This is a genomic window from Neolewinella aurantiaca (assembly GCF_008014675.1).
GTDB classification, from domain to species: Bacteria; Bacteroidota; Bacteroidia; order Chitinophagales; family Saprospiraceae; genus Neolewinella; species Neolewinella aurantiaca.
This window is the reverse complement of the sequence record NZ_VOXD01000008.1, coordinates 51677-72959: the sequence shown is the minus strand read 5'-3', so window position 1 is coordinate 72959 and position 21283 is coordinate 51677. Positions and strand designations below refer to the sequence as shown.

10 protein-coding genes are annotated in these 21283 nt (G+C 54.1%); all 10 read left to right on the top strand.

What is annotated here, in order from left to right; translation table 11 throughout:
• Positions 1-24 precede the first annotated feature (24 nt).
• The 10 genes from FUA23_RS06940 (at position 25) to FUA23_RS06895 (ending at position 21183) form a co-directional block, all read left to right on the top strand.
• Positions 25-678 (top strand): fasciclin domain-containing protein, encoded by a 654-nt coding sequence (locus tag FUA23_RS06940; protein WP_147930006.1) that lies wholly within the window; start codon positions 25-27, stop codon positions 676-678.
• 224 nt (positions 679-902) lie between these two features.
• Positions 903-4490 (top strand): sulfatase-like hydrolase/transferase, encoded by a 3588-nt coding sequence (locus FUA23_RS06935; RefSeq protein WP_147930005.1) that lies wholly within the window; start codon positions 903-905, stop codon positions 4488-4490.
• Positions 4491-4606: 116 nt separating this feature from the next.
• Positions 4607-6865, top strand: coding sequence for a glycoside hydrolase family 3 N-terminal domain-containing protein (locus FUA23_RS06930; RefSeq protein WP_147930004.1), 2259 nt, complete (start codon positions 4607-4609; stop codon positions 6863-6865).
• A complete protein-coding gene (locus FUA23_RS06925) occupies positions 6865-9528 on the top strand; it encodes a hypothetical protein (protein ID WP_147930003.1) in 2664 nt (887 codons plus the stop codon). Before FUA23_RS06930 ends, FUA23_RS06925 begins: the two co-directional genes overlap by 1 nt.
• Before the next feature lie 10 nt (positions 9529-9538).
• Entirely contained in the window at positions 9539-10870 is a 1332-nt protein-coding gene (locus FUA23_RS06920; protein WP_147930002.1) for a sulfatase family protein, read from the top strand.
• 99 nt (positions 10871-10969) lie between these two features.
• Complete coding sequence (locus FUA23_RS06915; protein WP_147930001.1) at positions 10970-12079, top strand: glycoside hydrolase family 88/105 protein; 1110 nt, start codon at positions 10970-10972, stop codon at positions 12077-12079.
• Positions 12080-12146: 67 nt separating this feature from the next.
• Entirely contained in the window at positions 12147-14804 is a 2658-nt protein-coding gene (locus FUA23_RS06910; protein WP_147930000.1) for an alginate lyase family protein, read from the top strand.
• 61 nt (positions 14805-14865) lie between these two features.
• A complete protein-coding gene (locus tag FUA23_RS06905; RefSeq protein ID WP_147929999.1) occupies positions 14866-16785 on the top strand; it encodes a hypothetical protein in 1920 nt (639 codons plus the stop codon).
• A 75-nt stretch (positions 16786-16860) separates the two neighbouring features.
• Positions 16861-18288, top strand: coding sequence for a BNR-4 repeat-containing protein (locus FUA23_RS06900; protein WP_147929998.1), 1428 nt, complete (start codon positions 16861-16863; stop codon positions 18286-18288).
• 3 nt (positions 18289-18291) lie between these two features.
• The gene (locus FUA23_RS06895; protein ID WP_147929997.1) at positions 18292-21183 is read left to right on the top strand and encodes a family 78 glycoside hydrolase catalytic domain; all 2892 of its coding nucleotides are present in this window, start codon (positions 18292-18294) and stop codon (positions 21181-21183) included.
• Positions 21184-21283: the final 100 nt, after the last annotated feature.

Below are 21283 nucleotides of genomic sequence, written 5' to 3'. Positions count from 1 at the left end.
TCAATTTTTCAATTTAATACAATCATGCAAAATACTTTTGCCACACTCCGTGGGTTGTCTGCTATATTCATAATGCTTTGCTGCGTTACAAGCTGCGACCTGCCGGTACAACCCAAATTTGAGTTCGAACCGGAAATCAGTGAACTCATTACTTTTGAGGACCAAACCGTGCTTGAATGGATGCGCAGCGACGCTTCCATCGGAGGAAACAACAATGCCAACTTCGATATTATGGTCAGCGCCATCGAAGCTACAGGTCTGGAAGACGAATACAGCGATTCTGGTGATCGCCGTACTTTCCTGATGTTGAACAACGAAGCCTTCACTGCGAACGGAGAAATTTTTCAACTTCTTGGCGTTACGGCCGTCGATAGCCTCGACGAGGCAGGCCTGGATCGCCTTCGCACCATTTTGCGCTATCATATCGTCGAGGACTACGTCGATCAGGGCCCGGAAGCCCTTCCCGTACTTCTTGTAGATTATTTTTTCCAAACTTTGATTCCCGGAGATGAGGGCCGCATTTCGGTGAACCGGGATGAACGCTTCCGTTTGAACATTAACCGCGCAGACGGACTACCTGGAAACAGCCGCGGCACTCAGGTTCGCCAACACAACTATATTTTCAGTAACGGCGTCGGGCACCATGTCCGGGATTACGTCCGGAACAGACCATACTAACTGGTCACTCCCTCCTATCCTAAGAGTTTGTATGAGCTTTATGCTATTTTGATCGATTATTTTCAAGGTCTGACCGGAGGTGAAATACCCCGGTCAGACCTCACTTAAGGACAGGTCCGTTTTACCTGTTTTCCTTGCTACGGAAGAACAGCGAACGGGGCCGTCCCATGCTTCTGTGCGTGTTCAATGCACTTGTAGCTTTGCATTTCAACCTATATCCAATCATGCCAAATATCTCCCGAAGTCTCCTGCTGTTATTTGTTGCCATTGCGGCAGGGCAGGTCCTTAACGCGCAAGAGGTTACCGACGACCGGCCGAACATCATATTCATCCTGACCGACGACCAGCGCTTCGACGCAATCGGATATGCAGGTAACGAACTGATCCATACGCCCGAAATGGACAAGCTGGCTGAGACAGGTGCCTATTTCAACCATGCAATGGTCACTACGCCCATCTGCGCCGCCAGCAGAGCCAGTATCCTCTCCGGAGTGTACGAACGAACCCACCGCTTCAACTTCCAGACCGGAGACATCCGTGATGAATACATGGACCAGGCGTACCCGAAAGTGCTGCGCGATGCGGGCTACCATACCGGTTTTTACGGTAAATACGGCGTCCGCTACAAAGGCGAAGCGAAGATGTTTGATGAGTACGAGACCTACGACCGCAACAACGCTTTCAAAGACCGCAGAGGCTATTTTTATAAAACCATCGACGGTGATACCGTCCACCTTACCCGTTATACTGGTCAGCAGGGGCTCGACTTTATTGACAAGAATGCCGGCAATGAAGAACCATTTTGCCTGGCCCTGAACTTCAGTGCTCCGCACGCCCACGACGGTGCCAAAGACCAGTATTTCTGGCAAAAAACAACCGCACCACTCCTTGCTTCTACAACCATCCCTGCACCCGCGCTCAGCGCCCAAAAATACTTTGACATCCTGCCCCAACCGGTACGCGATGGCTTCAACCGCCTCCGCTGGACCTGGCGCTACGATACGCCGGAAAAGTACCAGCACAGCGTGAAGGGGTACTACCGGATGCTCTCCGGGATAGACCTCGAGATCGGTAAACTACGTAAAGAGCTGGAACGCAAAGGCATTGCAGACAATACAGTAATCATCCTGATGGGCGACAACGGTTATTTCCTCGGCGAACGCCAGCTGGCGGGTAAATGGCTCATGTACGATAACTCCGTCCGCGTTCCGCTCATCGTCTTCGACCCCAGAAACGAGCAACACATCGATATCGACGCAATGGCGCTGAACATCGACGTCCCGGCAACAATCCTCGACCTTGCCGGAGCCGAAAAACCCGCTACCTACCAGGGCCAGAGCCTGCTCCCGGTAGTAAACGGTAAAACCAAAAAACTGACCGATCGTGATACTGTCCTGATCGAACACATCTGGGATTTCGACAATATTCCTCCCAGCGAGGGAGTCCGGACCAAAGACTGGAAATATTTCCGCTACGTAGACGATCAGCGCGCCGAAGAACTCTATAACCTCAACGACGATCCTCAGGAAATCAATAACCTGGCGGGCCGGCCGGAACAACGTGAGGTACTTCTGGCCCTCCGTAAAAAATGCAACCAGTTGATCGCTGCGTACAGCGATGACTTCTCTGCCGCTCCGACGGAACTGTCGGTTGAATACATCCGCGAACCGGCCACGGTGGTCCTCCGTGATCCATCTCCCGAATTCGGTTGGGTGGTGCCGGCAGGAGCCGGATTTCAGGCCGCTTACCAGATCCTGGTGGCTTCTTCGAAAGAAAACATCGACGCCAACTACGGTGATGTCTGGAACAGTAAAAAGGTGAAAGAGCGGCGCAATTTCAACAACGAATACAAGGGCCCTCCCCTCGACGCCAAAAAGGAATACTTCTGGAAAGTGCGCATCTGGGACGATGTCAACCGGCTTTCGCGGTACTCCAAAGCCCAGCAGTTCCGCGGGGTAGATACAGAGACCGGTAACTATATCGCGCTTTCCAGTGACGGCGCAGACAAGAAGGGGAGCCCGGGAGGAAAATACCTGACTACCGGAAATATCTTCCAGATGGACCGGGTTAAGCCAGTTGAATTTGAACGTCGCGATGACGCCTGGTTCGTAGATTTCGGAAAGCACGGCTTCGCCAATATGGAACTCACCTACACCGCCAAACGGAAAGGCTCCCTTACCATCCGCATTGGCGAAAAGCTCACGGACGGCAAGATCGAGATGAACCCCGGTGGCCACATCCGGGCCCAGGAAGTTGAACTGCCCGTGATGAAAGGGACGCACACCTATCTGCTGCCCCTCGTGCCCGATGCGCGCAACACCAAACCCCTCGCGGTACAACTGCCGGACAGCTTTCCGGTACTGATGCCCTTCCGGTATGCGGAAATTATGGGCGCGGCCGCGGGTGCAAAGCGTGGTTTTGAAAGCGAGGACCTTACCCAACTGGTTTATTACACTTACTGGGACGATGACGCCAGCTACTTCACTTCCGACAATGACATCCTGAACCAGGTATGGGAAATGTGCCGCTACACGATGAAGGCAACCTCCTTTGCCGGGCTCTACGTAGACGGCGACCGGGAGCGTATCCCCTACGAAGCCGACGCTTACCTGCAGCAACTCAGCCACTACGCTACCGACCGCGAATACGCCATCGGCCGTCGCACCATCGAGTATTTTATGGAATACCCGACCTGGCCCACCGAGTGGCAGCAACACGTTGCCCTGATGTTCCACGCCGATTACATGTACACCGGCAATACCGAACTCATCAGCAAATACTACGACAAGCTGAAACACAAAACCCTCGTGGATCTGGTAGGCGAAGACAATATGGTCAGTTCGTCGCGGGTGACACCCGAACTGATGAAGAAACTAGGCTTCGGTGAGCGGAAGGATAAACTGCGCGACATCGTAGACTGGCCATCCGCCAACTGGCAGGGTAATCCGGAAGTGACCGGAGAGCGCGACGGCTTTGTGTTTATGCCCAACAACACGGTCATCAACGCTCTCTTCTACAAGAACATGCTCATCATGGCTGAATTCGCCGAGATACTCGGCAAGCCCGATGATGCGCTTGAGTTCAACATCCTTGCGCTGCGCGCAAGGCAGGCAGTCAACAGTACCATGCTTGACCGGGAGAAAGGGTATTACGTTGATGGTGAAGGCACCGACCATAGCTCGGTGCACGCCAATATGTTCCCCCTGGCGTTCGGGATGGTGCCCGATGAGTACAAGAAATCCGTAGGCGAATACATCAAAAGCCGGGGCATGGCCTGCTCCGTTTACGGCGCGCAGTACCTAATGGAAGCCCTTTATGAAGCGGAGATGGAAGACTACGCCCTGGAAATGATGGCGGATTCTACCGGAGACCGCAACTGGTACAACATGATCCGGGAAGGCTCTACGGTTGCCCTGGAAGCCTGGGGCTTCAAGTACAAACCGAACCTGGACTGGAACCACGCCTGGGGGGCTGTGCCGGCCAACATCATTCCCCGCCAATTGTGGGGCATTCAGCCGAAAACGCCGGGCTACGGCGTCGCAACCATCCGCCCGGCAATGGGCAGCCTGAAAAACAGCACAATCAAGGTCCCTACGCTGCGTGGGCCCATCACGGGAGAATACCAGTATGTAAACGGTAGGAAAGAAGTGTACACCATTGATGTTCCGGCAAATATGGTGGCTGAATTTAAGCTCAACCTTAAGGAAAATCAGGCGCTCAGCCTGAACGGTAAGCAAGAGAACCTCGCGTTTGGGTACGTGCAGTTGTTACCGGGTAGAAACGTCCTGGAAGTGAATGTCAATTCCTTCTAGAACGGAAGCTTTTGACCATGCTCAGGAGCAATGCTGCCGGGAGGGAAATACCATGCACCTGCGGCCCCGCCTGAAAGAGACCCGAAGGAGTTTGTCTACACATTCAAAAAAATAAAATGAAACGATTTACCACTCTTTTACTGTTGCTGTTGAGCGTTTCCGCCTGCGCTCAGAAACCAAGTCAGATTTACCAGGACGCTAACCGCTCCATCGAAGAACGCGTAGCTGACCTCCTCAGTAAAATGACGGTGGAGGAGAAGGTGATGCAGATGCGCATCTTCCACGCCAATAAGGGTGTCGAGATCGACGAAGAGGGTAACCTGACGATGAGTGACGACGTAAAGGAGCGCTTGAAAATCGGTATTGCCGGCATCAAGAATCCTGGCGAGCACAATACGCCCGTAGCGGCGGCAAAGGGGAACAACGCCCTGCAGAAATACATCATCGAGCAGAACCGTTTCGGTATTCCGGCACTGTTCGTGACCGAGTCGTACAACGGAGTGGATGCCGAGGGCTGCACGAAGTTCGGCCGGCCGATCACCTCGGCGGCCAGCTTTAACCCTGAGCTTACCCACCGGCAGTGGCTGGTGGTGGGCAACGAAGCCCGCCTGCGGGGCATGCACATGTGCCACAGCCCGGAGGCGGATGTCGTCCGGGATCCACGTTTCGGGCGAATGAGTGAGGCCTTCGGAGAAGACACCTACCTCGTGAAAGAGAACGTCGTTGCCGCCATCACCGGCGTGCAGGGCAACTACGACGGGCTGGGTAACGGAACCCACATCGGTGCGGTAGCCAAGCACTTCGCCGGTTACGGACAGGTGTTGGGCGGTACGAATTTCGCCGCCATCGAGATCAGCGAACGCACGCTGATCGACGAAATCTTCCCGCCCTTCGAAGCAGCGGTGAAAGAAGCCCGAACCCTGGGCATCATGGCCAGCCACGGCGACCTCAACGGCGTTGCCAGCCACGCCAACCCCTGGCTGCTGACCGATGTATTGCGCGATCAGTGGGGCTTCAAAGGCTACACCGTTTCCGACGCCAACGACATCGGACGGCTGTTCTACTTCATGGGCGTAGCCGAATCGGCCGATGCCGCCGCACTGCTCGGCCTGACGGCCGGAATGGACGTTGACCTTTACGCCGATGATGCCTACGCTTTGTTGCCAAAACTCGCACGGGAGCAGCCCGAAATCATCGAACTGATCGACCGCTCCGCCGGGCGGGTGCTGCGCACGAAGATGATCCTGGGACTGTTCGAAAACCCGTACGTAGACGTTCGGGAGACAGAGCGACGGGTGCGGATGCCTACTAGTCTGGCCCTCGCGCACGAGGCCGACGAAGAATCCATCATCCTGCTTAAGAACGACAACAACACCCTGCCGATTGACGAAGCATCCGTGGAAACCATCGCGTTGCTCGGTCCGGCTTTACGGGAGAAAACCCGCACGCACTTCCAGAACATTATGCCCTACAAAAACTACATTGTCGAGCAGGGATTCAAACTCACCGACGAGCAGAAATCGGTGCCACGGGTAAATACGGAAACCGCCGCGGGCGTCGACAGACTGGTAGAGCTGGCCCGCGAGGCCGACGTTAATATTCTCTTCCTTGGCGGAGATGAGCACACCTCCAAAGAAGCCTTCTTCAACGGCGCACTCGGTGATCGCGCCAGCATCGATCCGGTGGGGCCGCAAAACGAACTTCTGCGTCGTGTGAAGGCGCTCGGGAAACCGACCATTGTCGTCTTTACCCACCGCAGAACCCTCTCCATTACCGGCTTCGCCGAGCACGCCGATGCGATACTGGACGGATGGGACCTCAGTGAATTCGGCGATGAAGCGATGGCGAAAATGATCTTCGGTGAAGCCAACCCCAGCGGAAAATCTCCGGTGACGATTCCGCGCACTATCGGTCAGCTGCCTTTCCATTACAGCGGCAAACGCATCAACAATAAAAAAGGCTACCTATTCATGGAAAACGGGCCGTTGTACCCCTTCGGGCACGGACTAAGCTACACCAGTTTCGCCTACACCAATGCGAAGGTTTCGGCCCCGACACTAACGGTGCCCGGTATGATCACGGCCAGCGTAAAAGTGACCAATACGGGCAGTATGGCGGGCAAGGAAGTTGTTCAGCTCTACCTGACCGATGAAATCGGATCGGTGACGAGGCCAGCCAAAGAGCTCAAGGCTTTCAGGAAGATTTTACTTCAGCCGGGAGAATCAAAGACAGTATCGTTCAAAATCACACCTGAAATGCTCGCGTTTACCCGTCTTGATATGACAAAGGGGCTGGAAACGGGAGACTACACCGTCTTGCTGGGAACTTCTTCGGCAAAGGGCGAAACATTAAAGTTCAGACTAATCGCCGACTAATGCCAAGATCAATTTTGCAGTACATTATTGCCTGTATTACGCTGGTCGTTTCCGCTGGATGCGGAACGGCGAACATGGGGCGGGAGGAAGTCTCCGATCCGGCGCGAACGCAGGTGCAAAGTGAGCTTGCCGAAGTGCAACGCCCCATGATCTGGGTGCGCCCCTCGGAGCGCCCGGCCATCCTCGCTAAGATTGCGGGCAACGAGGCTGTAGCCAGTTATTACGAAGCCTTTACTGCCCGGGTAGAGAAAGACCTGGCAACCTGGGGAAACGACCCCGCTGCTTATTTCCAACAGCTCCCCCTTGCCCGGGAGGATGCCGCGGAGGGTAGCACTCCACCCTTCAAAACTTACACTTCCTTCGACGGTGAAGAGCGGGAAGAACAGACGAGACTGCACCATCAACTTCAAACCGCCATCGACTGCGGTGTGCTTTACTTTCTCACCAGGGAGGAACGCTACGCACGTTACGCTGCCGATGTACTGCACAATGTGGTGCAAGCCGTACGACAGCTACCGCTGGACAGCGAATTCTTCAACGCTGGTTGGATTTATACCAAAGACCACCTGCGCGAAGCGCGGGAGATCGGTGCGCAAATCCCCATCATCTATGATTTCGTACAGCCTTGGCTGACCACGGGGGGGCGGGTTTACGATCTCGGCCGGGAGGAACGCATAAGCTTTGACTTCGCTGCGGCCGAGGCAGTCTTTCGGACTTACGCCGAACTGGCAATCAACCGTGGCGGAACCGGGACCAACTGGCCCATCCTGGAGGCATCCAGTTTGGTGGGCAACGCCCTCGCCCTCAGCGACCCCGCCGAGCGGGCCAAATACCTCAACTATTTCCTGAAGGAGAGTACCTCCCGCCAGGATGCGCTGCCTGCAATCGGCTCCTTTTACGATGCCCACGGTGGCAGTTGGCCCGAGAGCCTGAATTACTCGCAGCACGTCGGGGAATTCCTTACGTATCTCTTCACGATGCTGTCTCACCACGACCCGGATTTGAAATTGGTGAGCAAGTATCCGCAGGTAACGTCAGCGCTGCCCGAGGCCTATTACCTCACCTACCCGGGTGGGGAAGAAACGATTCTGTTCGGCGATGGCCACCGCGAATATCACCCGATGCTGGATGGCTACGAAATGGCCTATCACCTCGGCCTGCGGGAAGGCAACCCTGAACTGCTGAAGGTTTTCGGTCCGCTCATCAACCACTCGGTGAATAATGGCGGGTACCGTCGGTTCAGACTACCTGCGGAGCGGAGCTATGGCGCAGCCATGTACCGCGAGCCAACGAAGCTCCTCTGGTTTGCCGCTGACGTGCCAGGAAGTGCCGGTGAGTACCCTCTGCCCGTTACGGCCGAGCTGCCCTTTGCCGGGATCACCCTGCAACGGAACCTGAGCCCATCGGGGAAACCGGAAGACGGACTGATGGGCTTCGTGGGCGGTGGAGCCTACGTACATGGCCACGCCACCGGTATGGGTATGGAGCTCTTCGGCAAGGGCTTTGTGCAGGGTAGTAAAGGAGGACGTACCCGTTACCGCACCGAGATCCACGAAAACTATTACCGCATTTTTGCCAGCAACAATACCGTAATCGTCAACGGAGCAACCACCTCGGACAACGGCTGGGTAAACCTGGGGACCGACAAGGTGCAACGGATAGCCGCTGAACCTGAACCTGGGGAAAACCCGGTGTCTCCCGACTTCAGTTTTACGACTTCGTCTTTCCGGGACACCGTTGGCAACGCCGCCGAGGCCTACCAGGAACGTACGCTGGGCATTGTACGGACGACCGATTCGACGGGCTTCTACGTCGACCTTTTTCGTTCACATTCCGAGCTGCCCGGCCAGTACCACGACTATATCTACCGCAACGTCGGGGACCGGTTATACCTGATGGATCGGGATGGAGAAATTGACCGGGCGGCTACTCCGGACCGGTACATGGCGAATGCTGATGCCGAATGGCGTCAGAACCGCGTGTACCGCCAGCCGGGATGGCATTATTTCAAGGACGTAAAGACTTCGTCTGAATACGGATACGACGCCCTGGCGGTTTTCGTCGCAGACAGCCTCGGTCCGGAACCCGTAGAAATGTGGGCGCATATGCCTCTGGTTGACAAACGGGAGTTTACGACCGCCACTTCGCCACCCCTGACCGAAGGGCCGCGGGCTTACCGAAAAAAGCGTTCACCCACCCTTGTAATTCGGCAAAAAGGATCGGCGTGGGACAAACCCTTCGCCCTCCTCTACGAACCCGTTGTTGGTGGAAGGAACAGCATCGACCGGGTAGAGACCATCTGGCCTTTCCCGGTTTGGCAGGGAATGATTGTGAAGAGCAACGAACGGGCCGACGAAATAACCCAGTACGTACTCTTACCCAACGACCCCGATGAGGAAACGAGTTACAAAACCCATTACCTCGACCTCAGTTTTCGGGGACGGTATGCAGTGGTTACGATCGACCGTTCCGACAAGCTTCAATCGATCTACATCGGAGAGGGGAAGAGCCTGCAAATGGGAGCAATATCGATTCGTTCTGCAGAAGGAATAAATATGGCGGCTTCGATAGATTTCTCCGGCCAGGAACCTGTGGTTTCAACGTCGCAGCCTCTTTATCTCAGCATTGCTGGTGGTGCCGAACAACTTTTTACACCCAAATGAAGCCAATCGTATGAAAACCCATCATCATTTATTCTTTCTGGCGTTGGCCCTGGTGTTTTTCGGATCCTGCGGGGGACCCACAGAGGCGGTCAGCGACACCGCCGGGGAGGAAGCACCGAACATTGTTTTCATCATCTCCGACGATCAGGCGTGGACGGACTACGGGTTTATGGGGCATAGACAGCTGAACACCCCCAACCTCGACAAGCTGGCCAATGAAGGACTCACCTTCGTGCAGAGCTACGTTCCTACTTCGCTTTGTGCGCCATCCCTGGCCTCGATTGCAACCGGAGTATACCCGCGCCGCCACCAAGTGCTGGGCAACGACCGGATGCTCCCCGACGATAAGCCGGAGGACAAAGAGGAAAGGAAAAAAATCCGGTCTGAGCGTTACCGGCCGGTAATTGATCACTTCAGGCAACTCAATACCTTACCCGATATGCTCAAAGAAAAGGGTTACCTGTCTTTCCAGACGGGTAAATGGTGGCTGGGGAACTACGCCAATGGCGGCTTCGATATGGGGATGACGCATGGTGACCCGCAGCGTGGTGGGCGGCATGGCGATTATGGCCTGGAAATAGGCCGGAAAGGGATGGATACCCTTTACAATTATATCGATTACGCCCTGGAGGAAGAAAAACCGTTCTTCCTTTGGTACGCGCCTTACCTGCCTCATCGGCCCCACAACCCGCCGGACAGCCTTTACCAGAAATACCTGCCTCTGGCTCCCAGCGAATACGTTGCCAGGTACTGGGCAATGTGCGAATGGTTCGATCACACCTGCGGCGAATTGATAGACTACATCGACGGCAAGGGTTTGACCGGGAATACGCTCTTTGTCTACGTATGCGACAACGGGTGGGTACAGGAAGAAAACGCCGAAGGATACACCAAAAAATCCAAACGATCCCCTTACGATTATGGCCTGAAAACACCGATCATTTACAAATGGAGTGGGAAAATAGCACCTCAGTACAACACCCGCTCCCTGGCCAGTAGCCTGGACATAGTTCCTACCGTCCTGGGCATGCTGAATATGGAACGCCCCGAGGGGCTGGATGGTATCGACGTACTGGATGAGAGCGCACTGACAAAGCGTGAAACATTGTACGGAGAAATTTACGCTCACGACTTCAGTACCATAGACAACAGCCTTTTCTACCGCATGGCCATTACGGACCCGTACAAGATAATCGTCCCCGATGAAAAGAATAAGCCGGGGGAGGTGGTCCGGCTCTACAATCTGTCTGAAGACCCTTTTGAGGAAACGAACCTGGCGGATCAATATCCGCAGATAGTCGATCAGCTAAGTACACGGATCGAGGTATCATGGAAACAGTAATTTTTTCTGTGTATATTTAACACAGAATAGAATTGGTTTCGATCATCACTTCAGTTTTCAGAAGAAGATCACTTTATAAACATTACAAATCAAGCTTAAATGAAAGTATATCAGTTTACCTTCCCATTGCTCCTCGTCCTATTCTTTGCATCCTGCGGCAGCGCCCCCAAAATTGCTTCGCCAGCAGCGATCGAAACCGCAATGGCAGATGCTTTGAAGTGGCAGGAAGCCAACCCTATATACGCAAAAGACCCCACCGACTGGACCAACGGTGCTTACTATACCGGTGTTGCCCGGGCCTACGAGTCGACGAATAATCCGGTTTTTCTGCAAGCAATCGAAGACATGGGGAATCGTACGAAATGGGAAACCTGGGAGCGTTTTTACCACGCGGATGACATCGCGATTTCATATTCTTACCTGGTACTGGATGAGCATAAACCGGGTGTCGTGAACCGTGAGCCGACCGCTGAGTGGATCGAGGACCACCTTTACAAACAACACGAATGGAGGGATGGAACCCGCTCTGATGATAAGGTAACCCTCTGGTGGTGGTGTGATGCCCTGTTTATGGCTCCGCCGGTACTCGTGAAATGGGCTAACCTGAAAAACGATCGCCGGTACCTCGACCAGATGCATAAGTACTATAAAGAAACCTACGACCTGCTCTACGATCAGGAAGAGAACCTCTTTGCCCGCGATAACCGGTTCCTGTGGACCGGGTCACCTAAAGACCGTAAAGGCGGCAACGGTAAAAAAATCTTCTGGAGCCGCGGAAACGGCTGGGTTCTTGGTGGCCTTGCCCTGATCCTCGAGGACATGCCGAAAGACTATGAGCACCGCGACTTCTACGTGAACCTTTTTAAAGAAATGGCGGCTAAGATCAAAAGCATCCAGCCCGCCGATGGCCTGTGGCGCGTCAGCCTGCTCGAGCCAGAAGCCTGGGACCACGGCGAAACATCCGGCTCCGGTTTCTACACCTTTGCCCTTGCCTGGGGTATCAATAACGGACTACTTGACCGTAAGGAATACCTCCCCGCTGTCGCTAAAGCCTGGAAAGCCCTGGAGGGGGTGCAGCAGGCTGACGGCAAAGTCGGTTGGGTTCAGAACATCGGTTTCGACCCGGCCCCCGCTTCCGTCGATAGCTGGCAAAACTTCGGGACGGGCGCTTTCCTGATGGCCGGCAGTGAGGTGAGGAAGCTTAAGTAAGTTTTTTTGGCGCAGGCCGGCTCTTCCGTCTGCCCCTCGATTTTCGTCATGCAAAACCAAGGATTTTATGAAACTCCCTCACGTAGTATGGGCCGCAATGCTTGTTGCTTGTTGCTGTGCCTGTGCGGCAAAAAAAGACGCTGTTTCGGCCAGAAGCAAGGAGCATCCTAATGTCCTTTTTATTGCAGTAGACGACCTCAACACACTCTCCGGTGTGCTGGGTGGTTATGCTGATGCGAAAACGCCGAACCTCGACCGCTTGGCGGCACGCGGGGTAACGTTTTCAAACGCCCATTGCCAGGCGCCACTTTGTGGCCCTTCCCGGGCGTCGATCATGACGGGGTTGCGGCCGTCGACTACCGGCATTTACGGGATGATACCGGACGAAAAGATCCGTTCGGAAAACCCCGCCACCAAGGAAATTCTGTTTCTTCCCGAATACTTCAGCACTCATGGCTACCGTACGATGGGAATCGGAAAGCTGTTTCACACTCATGCTCCCAAAGGGGTGCTCGATGAATCCGGAGGGCGGGAGAAAGGCTTTGGCCCGCTGCCCCCTGAACGCTTTGTGTGGGATGGCTTCGGTACCTCGGACCGGAAGCGCTACGGGCGAACGAGTACCGACTGGGGCCCGTTCCCTGCGGCCGATTCGCTGATGCCCGATCACCGGTCCGTCGACTGGGTTATAGATCGCCTGGAGCGCGATTACGACAGCCCCTTCTTCATGGCGCTCGGCCTGCTGCGCGTTCACGTGCCGCTGTACGTGCCTCAGAAATGGTTCGATTTGTATCCGTTGGAGGACATCTCGACGCCGGTTTATCATGAGGGAGACCTGAACGACGTTCCGCCCGTAGCCATGAAGATCAATGACCTGCCGATGATGCCGACAACCGAGTGGGCAATACGCAGCGGAGAATGGCCGAAAATCATCCAGGCTTATCTGGCCTGTATCAGTTTCGTGGACAATGAAATAGGCAGGGTCCTGGACGCACTTGATCGTAGCGGCCACGCGGATGATACGGTGATTGTACTGTGGTCTGACCACGGCTACCGTTTAGGGGAAAAGGGAACCTTCGCGAAGCATGCGCTCTGGGAACCGGCCACCAGGGTGCCAATGATGTTTGCAGCCCCGGACCTTCCCCGGGGAAAGGTTATTGACGATCCGGCCGAATTACTTTCGGTCTACCCAACCTTACTGGAACTTTGCGGATTACCGCAATACAGTAAGAACGAAGGGGAAAGCCTCGTACCGGTGATGAAAGGAGAAAGAAGTTCCGCCCACGCGGTGGCGATTACAACCCACGGAATGAACAACCACGCCGTTCGGACTGAGCGGTTCCGGTACATCAGGTACGAAGACGGAGCGGAGGAACTCTACGATCATACAACCGATCCGGATGAGCTGATAAATCTGGCCGGTCAGCCACAGTACGCAGGAGAGATCGAGAAAATTAAGGCTTACCTCCCCCGAACGAATGCCCTTTGGGACGCAAACTCTTCTTACACCTTCCAGCCTTATTTTGTAGAGCAAAAGGCCCGGACGAGTTCACCCGAGCGAAACTCGAACCCAATGCAGGTTTCCGGGCAACTCACCAACTACGACCTGGCAAAAATTACCAGCCTCAGGGAACAAATCAGAAACAACAGGCTCCATCAGGAGCTCTATCGCAGGACGATACGAGATGCCGACAAACTGATGAAAGCTCCGCTTAGCTCGGTGATGCAGAAAACGGTAATGCCCCCCAGCGGAGACATGCACGATTACATCAGCCTGGCTCCCTACTGGTGGCCTGACCCAAACAAGCCGGACGGCCTGCCCTGGATCAGAAAAGACGGAGAGGTCAACCCTTTGACCAAGGACGGTAACACCGATAACCAGGCGAAGAGCCGAACCTGGCGAACCATCGGGAAACTGGCCCTGGTGGCCTGGCTCTCCGGAGACGAAAAGTACGGCAAGAGGGCGGTCGAGCAGATCAATACCTGGTTTCTGGATCCTGACACTAAAATGAACCCTAACCTGAATTTTGGCCAGGGAATACCAGGAAGAAACGACGGGCGGTGTTTTGGGATTATCGAGACCACGGCGATTCAGGACATTGTCGATGCATTGGAGCTGCTGGAGCTCGGAAAAATGTTGCCCGAGCGGACAAAAAAGGGAATGCACACCTGGCTGAACGATTTTGTCGGATGGCTCCAAACGAGCAAACTTGGAGTTGAGGAAGGCACGCGCCCCAACAACCATGCTACCTGGTACGATGTGCAGGTGGTTTGTTTGCTCCGCTACCTGGGCCGGGAGGAGGAAGCGCGTGAGGTGTTGAAATCCGGTAAGTCGCGGCTGATTGACGTTCAGATAGAGGCCGACGGCAGCCAGCCGCACGAACTGGCACGGACGAAATCAATCAGCTATTCAACCATGAACTTGCGGGGTATGACGCGCCTGGCATGGCACGGCCGGCATCTGGGTGTAGACCTCTGGAATTACCAGAATCCCGCCGGAGGGAGTATTCGTGCTGCCTACGATTACCTGAAACCCTACGCTTTCGACGGCAAAAAATGGGAATACCAGCAACTTGGTGATAAGGAACATCACCTGAAAAGCCTGCGTAACCTTTTTTACCGGACGGGAGGAATGATGAATGTAGAAGCATACTGCAGGTTACGGGCTGAAAACGAAGACCCACCGGATAAGCTCGAAGATGTTTTGTTTGCTTGTCCTGACGCGTAATATTCCGCATTTCGGGTACCTCCTCCAAACCGCTTTTGATCTCCATTTTAATTCCTCTATCATGCAACGCCGTACTTTTTTAGCGCTCTCTGCCGCCGGGCTGCTGCTGCCCATCAATAGCTGTTCAGGAACAACGAGTGAATCAATGGTAACTTCAGGTCATTCGTTGGAAAGTTCTGATTTTGAGGGGCTAGTGGAGCGTTTGTTGCTGAGATGGGGCGACGGAATGCTTGCGATGCAGGTTGATAGTCCGGGCGACCCGACGACCCATGGAGCCCTTATGTGCCCTGCCTGCGGCCGTATTCACGGGCGGTGTATGGATGCGGTTTACCCCTTCGCGCACCTCGCTAAAACCACGGGCGAAGAGAAATACCTCACAGCGGCCATGGGGGTGATGGAGTGGGCGGAACGCAACGTTTCGCAACCTGACGGAAGTTGGACGGTGATGCCGAACCCGAAAACATGGCGGGGAATTTCCGTTTTCGGAGCCATTGCCCTCGCCGAAACCCTGAAGTACCACGGCGGTATTTTCCCCGTTGATCTACAGAAAAGATGGCGGGCGCGGCTGAGTCGGGTAGGGGAGTACCTGCTTGCCAACTTCGACCTGAACTTTACCAATATCAACTACGGCTTCACGGCTCTCCACGCCTTTATCCTTATCGGCGAGGTGCTTGAGGAAGGCAAGTATGAGGCGCGGGCGCGGGTGCTGGGAAAGGATGCGAAGCAGTGGTTCACAAAACCCAATACCCTCCTCTTCGGGGAAGGAAAGCCGAGTGACGCACTTTCATCGAAGGGGCTTCGCCCCGTCGACCTCGGGTACAACGTAGAGGAGTCCCTCAACGGGGTGGCACACTACGCCCTGCACGTGGGTGACGAAGAACTGCTCGACCTGCTGACCAGGTCGCTGGAGGGTCACCTTGCGTTCATGCTTCCCGACGGCGGCTGGGACAACAGCTGGGGAACCCGGCAGGCCAAATGGAGCTACTGGGGCAGTCGGACTACGGACGGTAGCCAGACGGCCTACGCCCTCATGGCCGGCCGCAACCCCGCCTTCGCCACCGCTGCCATCAGAACCACCCAGTTGTTAGAACGCTGTACGGCTGCCAACGGTCTCATTTACGGCGGTCTCCACTACGCCGAACACGGAGTGCCGCCCTGCATCCACCACACCTTCGCTCACGCCAAGCCGCTGGCCGCCCTGCTCGACGGCCCGGCCGCCCTGACCGCCCTGGAGCCCGGGGATAAGTTGCCCCGGGAGGTAGCCGACGGAGTACGTCACTTCCCCGAGGTCGACGTCTGGCTCCTGGCCCGTGGCCCCTGGCGGGCGACGGTTTCTTCCTACGACTTCATCTACAAAGAACACTGCTTCGCGGCTACGGGCGGAGCACCCGGTATGGTCTGGCACGAAGCCGTCGGACCGCTCTTCGTCGCCAGCATGGCCGAGTACATCCTGGTGGAAAAATTCAACCAGCAACCAGATCCGGACGACGAAGAATTTGCCCTTACCCCGCGCCTGGAAGCGATGATAGACGGGAAATGGTACACTAACCTCTACGACCTTGGTGCCAAGGTGGCAACAACGGAGGGTGACGGTAAGGTCAACGTATGGGCGGAAGTTCAGCTCCTGGACAAGGAGCAACTCCCGCCCACTGCTGGCACGTTACCGTATACGATTGCTTACACCATCGATGAGCAGGCCTTCACCTTTTCCGTTGAGCCCAGCACTGAGGGCGGGCCGGCGGTTCGGCTCGTGCTACCGCTTGTTTCAGTTGCTACCGACGAAGTGAAGCGTATCGATGAGAAGACCTTCCACGTAGTAAAACCCGATAGCATGGTAGTTGTGCAAGCAACCGGTCCTTTACAGATCAAGGAAACCAAGCGGGAGCGGGTATTCAATATGGTGCCCGGGGTGCAGGCTTTGCCACTGTATGTGGAAATGGGCACGGAGGCTGTTAGCTGTCGGGTGTTTCTTGCTGGCTAACGCAGTCAATCGAGCCTTGCCGGCAATTCATCATTCTGATTACGTGAGGAAAATTAGGAATAAATCATATTTTCAATGAATAAGAAACTACTAGTAATAATCAATCTGAGTTTATGTTTTTTTCTGCTGGCTTGCACCGTCAAAGAAAAACCTCAGGTGGAGAAAAGTAATGATGAGCCATTGGCCGATTTTTTTGCGGACAATGGTTTTGGCAATGCGGTCGCTGTGGTACAGCATCCTGCGGGAGTGTACCACAAGGGGATCACCTATGTTTGTTACCAGGGGCCCCTTGAAGACCCTTACGTAGCTTCATACAACCATAAGACCAAGGAGTGGAAAGGGCCGTTTAAGGCGGGCGTAAGTGAAATGGGTAAAGACCCAGACCGAAAAAAAAGAATAGACAATCACGGTAAACCTTCGATCATAATTGATGACGCCGGATATATTCATATCGCATTCGGTGGCCATGGTGGAATGCGTAAGCATGGAGAGAACGTATTAGGGAACCATCATTATGGAAGAAACTCACACGCTGTATCAAAAAAATCTTTAGATATCTCCAGCTGGGAGACGCTGGATAATATCCCTCCTTTTGGCACCTACAATCAGTTCATTAAAATGGACAATGGGGATATATATTTATTTTATCGTCATGGCGCTCACCGGAGCAATTGGGTGTACCAGAAATCAACGGATAACGGCCGTACATTCGAGGACCCCGTTTCGTTTTTGAAGCACAAACGTAGAACCGATCAGTCCGCGGAAGACTCCTGGTACCCCTGGATTACGAAAGGAAATGGAAATGAGTTGATCGTTGCGTTCGATTATCACCTCTGCAGCGACGGCGATAAAACAGGACAAAGCTTGGGGCACATAGCGAAGAGGTATAATTTATATTATATGGTGTTTGACACGAAAACCGGATCGTGGCAAAACGTAAAGGGTGAGCCCATGAAGGTGCCGGTGACAAAGGAGGAAGCGGACGCAAAGGCATTGGTTACAACAACACCAGGGAACTGGACTTTTCAGGGTGTCGTGGACTTAGATACTGATGGGAATCCTCATGTCGGTGTCACCATTGGCAAAGATGTGGGGGAGAGAAGGAGTGCGCCAAAAAACATGCACCACTTCCGATGGGATGGAACGGAATGGGTGCAAAACGAAAACGCCGGCCTTCCTGTTGGGGGAGGGAATATAAAAGCAGGGGCTCCTAATGAAGTGAGTGCTTACCTGGAGAGCAAAAATGAAGAAGGTATTGGTGAGGTAAGTCGATGGGACAGCTTTGATGCCGGAGCTACTTTCAGTAAAGCCAATGTTTTTTTGAGCAGAAAAAAATCCACGTTCGCCATTTCTTCTTTGATTGAAAATGCACACCCTGATGCCAGAGTTATTGTCGCTGAAAAGCAAAAAGGAACTGATTATCGAAGAATGTATGTCTTAGGGGACAGTGGCCCTCTTAAACGTATCAAAAAGGAGGCGCTATGCCTTCAGCAAAATAATTGATGAATGCAAAGACCTATCCTCTTTTCCCTGCTCTTTATCCTGTCACTTTGCACCTGCGGCCGCGCCCCAAAAACCGCTACGTCAGGTAATCTATTGCCTTACCCTTCAAATCAACAAGAGCGCCTGAGACCAGGAGCTATTGCATTCGAGCGCCTGCTGTGTAATTATGCAGAAAACCCAATGGTCATTGACGGGCTGAAGCCCCGGTTTTCCTGGGTTGTATCGGCGGGAGGGACCAACCGTTATCAATCCGCTTATCGGCTACTAGTCTCTTCAGCTCCGGAACTGTTGGCGAAGGACGTGGGAGACGTATGGGATTCCGGGAAGCTCGCGGCGGCCAGCTCCGTTCACAACGAATTCGGCGGCGAGTCACTGGAAGCCGGGAAGACCTACTACTGGAAGGTTCGAATCTGGGATGAAGCGGCCTTGGCTTCGTCCTGGTCCCCGGTACAAACGTTCACGACCGGGCTTCAAGGAGAAGAGGCATGGACCGGTGCACGTTGGATCACGGTACCCGCAGACGAACGAACATCGGAACACCGGTTCAGAAACGTACAAACGGGTAAAATGGAAAAACCGATTTCAGCGACCAGTTTTCCGGCGGGTTACTTCCGGCGCGAATTTATCACCGGGAAGAAGGTGACGGACGCTACCGTCTACGTGACGGGCCTGGGCTACTACGAGGTGTACCTGAACGGGAAAAAAGTTGGTGATCATAAGCTGGACCCCGCTCCGTCGAATTACGATAAGACCGCCTATTACGTGGTTCTGAACGCCAGGGAACATATCCTTGAAGACGCTAATACACTCGGGATAAAACTTGGTAACGGTTTTTACGGGCAGAACCTGGCTTTCAAGCGCGATCCCGAATCCGAAAAAAACCTGGCTTACGGTCCGCCGGCAGTTCGTTTGATGCTTAAAATCAGGTACGAAGACGGTACTTCGGAAGCCATCGTAACGGACGGGAGCTGGACCTCAGTTCCCGGCCCAATCGTGTTCGACAACATCTACGGTGGAGAAACCTACGACGCGCGCTTTTCGAACAAAGGATGGAACGAAAACGGCTACGACGATTCCAGAAATCGAAAAGTAACGGTAACCAGTCCGGTAGTGGGAACCCTAAAGCCACAGGTAATTCCTCCGATCAGGAAATTGAAGGCGTTGGAGCCACAAAAAATCTTTCGGGCCACGAACGGAAACTGGATCATCGACTTCGGCCAGAACATCGCTGGCTGGATTCGCCTCAGCGTCCGGGAAAAAGCGGGAACGAGGGTTCATTTGCAACTGGCCGAGGCGTTGAAGCGGAACGAAGACGCGCTCTTTCTTGGTTCTACCGGTGGTGGTGCCAGCGGCCTGTCTCAGCAACTGGTGTACGTGTGCGGAAGTGATGCGCGCGAGAGCTGGGAGCCAAGCTTTACCTACCACGGCTTCCGCTACGCGGAAGTAGAGGGCCTTAGCCAACGGCCGCGCAAAGAGGACTTTACCGCCTATCTGGTGAGTACTGACGTGGAGGAAACCGGAGATTTTCAGTGTTCGGATTCTCTGCTGAACCGGATGTTGGAAGTCAGTAAATGGACTGTTGTCGATAACCTTCATGGCATTCCGGAAGATTGCCCGCACCGCGAGAAATGCGGCTGGCTGGGCGATGCCCACGCCGCTGCGGAATTTACTCTTTACAATTACGACGTGGCGTCGTTCTACGAAAAATACATGGAAGACATCCGAACGCAGTTTCGGAGGGTAAAAGGAGCAAAAGAAGAAAAGGATTTTCTGGTGCCCACGATGATCGCTCCCGGCCGGCGGACCTCGACCATTGCAAAACTTGACTGGGGTGTTGCGGCTATCTACCTGCCCTGGTATCATTACCTCCATTACGGCAACGAGCAAATCGTCCTCGACAACTACGCAGACATGAAGCAGCTTACAGCCTACTACCTCAGCTTTAAAAATGCTGACGGAATTATCGAAAATGGTATGGGAGACTGGTGCCCTCCGCGCTGGGATCGCAGGAAAAACCCGTCGGCAATGGAGTGTCATCCGGTTGTCTCAGCAACAGCCTATTTTTACGACATTTTGAAAGTCATGAAGACCTTTTCGGTCTTGGTGGAAGACGAGCAATACACCCGGTTTCTTACGAATGAGATAAGCGACCTGAGGGCTGCGTTTAACCGCGTATATCAGGAACCGATACCAGGCACCAATCACCGCTGGTACGGCAGCCAGACGGCCACTGTGATGGCTATGCAGTTCGATCTCGTACCCGGGGAGGAAGAGCAAAGCGTTTTGAACGGTCTGATCTACGATATTGAAGAAGTCAATAATGGCCACCACACCGTCGGCATTCACGGAAATCGCTATTTATATACCGTATTGAGCGATTACGAAAAGGCCGACCTCGCCTATAGTGTACTTACTAACCCTGAGTTCCCCAGTCAGGCTTTCATATTGAACACCGGTTTCACGACCTGGCCGGAGCGGCAGTTCGACTGGTCAACAGGCATCGAGTTCAGTAATTCACTCAATCACCCGATGCACAGCGGTTTTGCCGCTTACTTCTACGAGCGTTTGGGTGGGATCAAGCCGGTAATAAAAGGCCCTGGCTATAAAGAATTCATCCTTGATCCCCTTGTTCCGGAGGCAATCGATCACGCCGATACACGCATCTCCAGCCCATTTGGAGTGATCGAGAATAAATGGAAGAAACAGGGTGAGCTGTTTTCAATGCAGCTTACCATCCCATTCAATACTACTGCGATCTTACCTCTCAGCGCCGCCAGAGCCGGAACGGTGAAAATGAATGGTGAATCCTGGTCAGGTAATGCAGTACCGGGGGCTTCACAAACACCAATTACTCTGGGGTCAGGAACATATACGGTTTCGTACGAACTGGAGTAGGAGGGGCGTTTGGGCGAGCAATGCCGGGTATCGGTCTTGTCGGGCTAACACCCTGAGGTAGTAGCTAATCACCCATCCATCCCATTGCACCTGCGCACCG

Coding starts and splice junctions, on each gene's coding strand:
- FUA23_RS06940 (WP_147930006.1), top strand. CDS start 25: ATGCAAAATACTTTTGCCACACTCCGTGGGTTGTCTGCTATATTCATA.
- FUA23_RS06905 (WP_147929999.1), top strand. CDS start 14,866: ATGCAACGCCGTACTTTTTTAGCGCTCTCTGCCGCCGGGCTGCTGCTG.
- FUA23_RS06910 (WP_147930000.1), top strand. CDS start 12,147: ATGAAACTCCCTCACGTAGTATGGGCCGCAATGCTTGTTGCTTGTTGC.
- FUA23_RS06935 (WP_147930005.1), top strand. CDS start 903: ATGCCAAATATCTCCCGAAGTCTCCTGCTGTTATTTGTTGCCATTGCG.
- FUA23_RS06925 (WP_147930003.1), top strand. CDS start 6,865: ATGCCAAGATCAATTTTGCAGTACATTATTGCCTGTATTACGCTGGTC.
- FUA23_RS06900 (WP_147929998.1), top strand. CDS start 16,861: ATGAATAAGAAACTACTAGTAATAATCAATCTGAGTTTATGTTTTTTT.
- FUA23_RS06930 (WP_147930004.1), top strand. CDS start 4,607: ATGAAACGATTTACCACTCTTTTACTGTTGCTGTTGAGCGTTTCCGCC.
- FUA23_RS06920 (WP_147930002.1), top strand. CDS start 9,539: ATGAAAACCCATCATCATTTATTCTTTCTGGCGTTGGCCCTGGTGTTT.
- FUA23_RS06895 (WP_147929997.1), top strand. CDS start 18,292: ATGCAAAGACCTATCCTCTTTTCCCTGCTCTTTATCCTGTCACTTTGC.
- FUA23_RS06915 (WP_147930001.1), top strand. CDS start 10,970: ATGAAAGTATATCAGTTTACCTTCCCATTGCTCCTCGTCCTATTCTTT.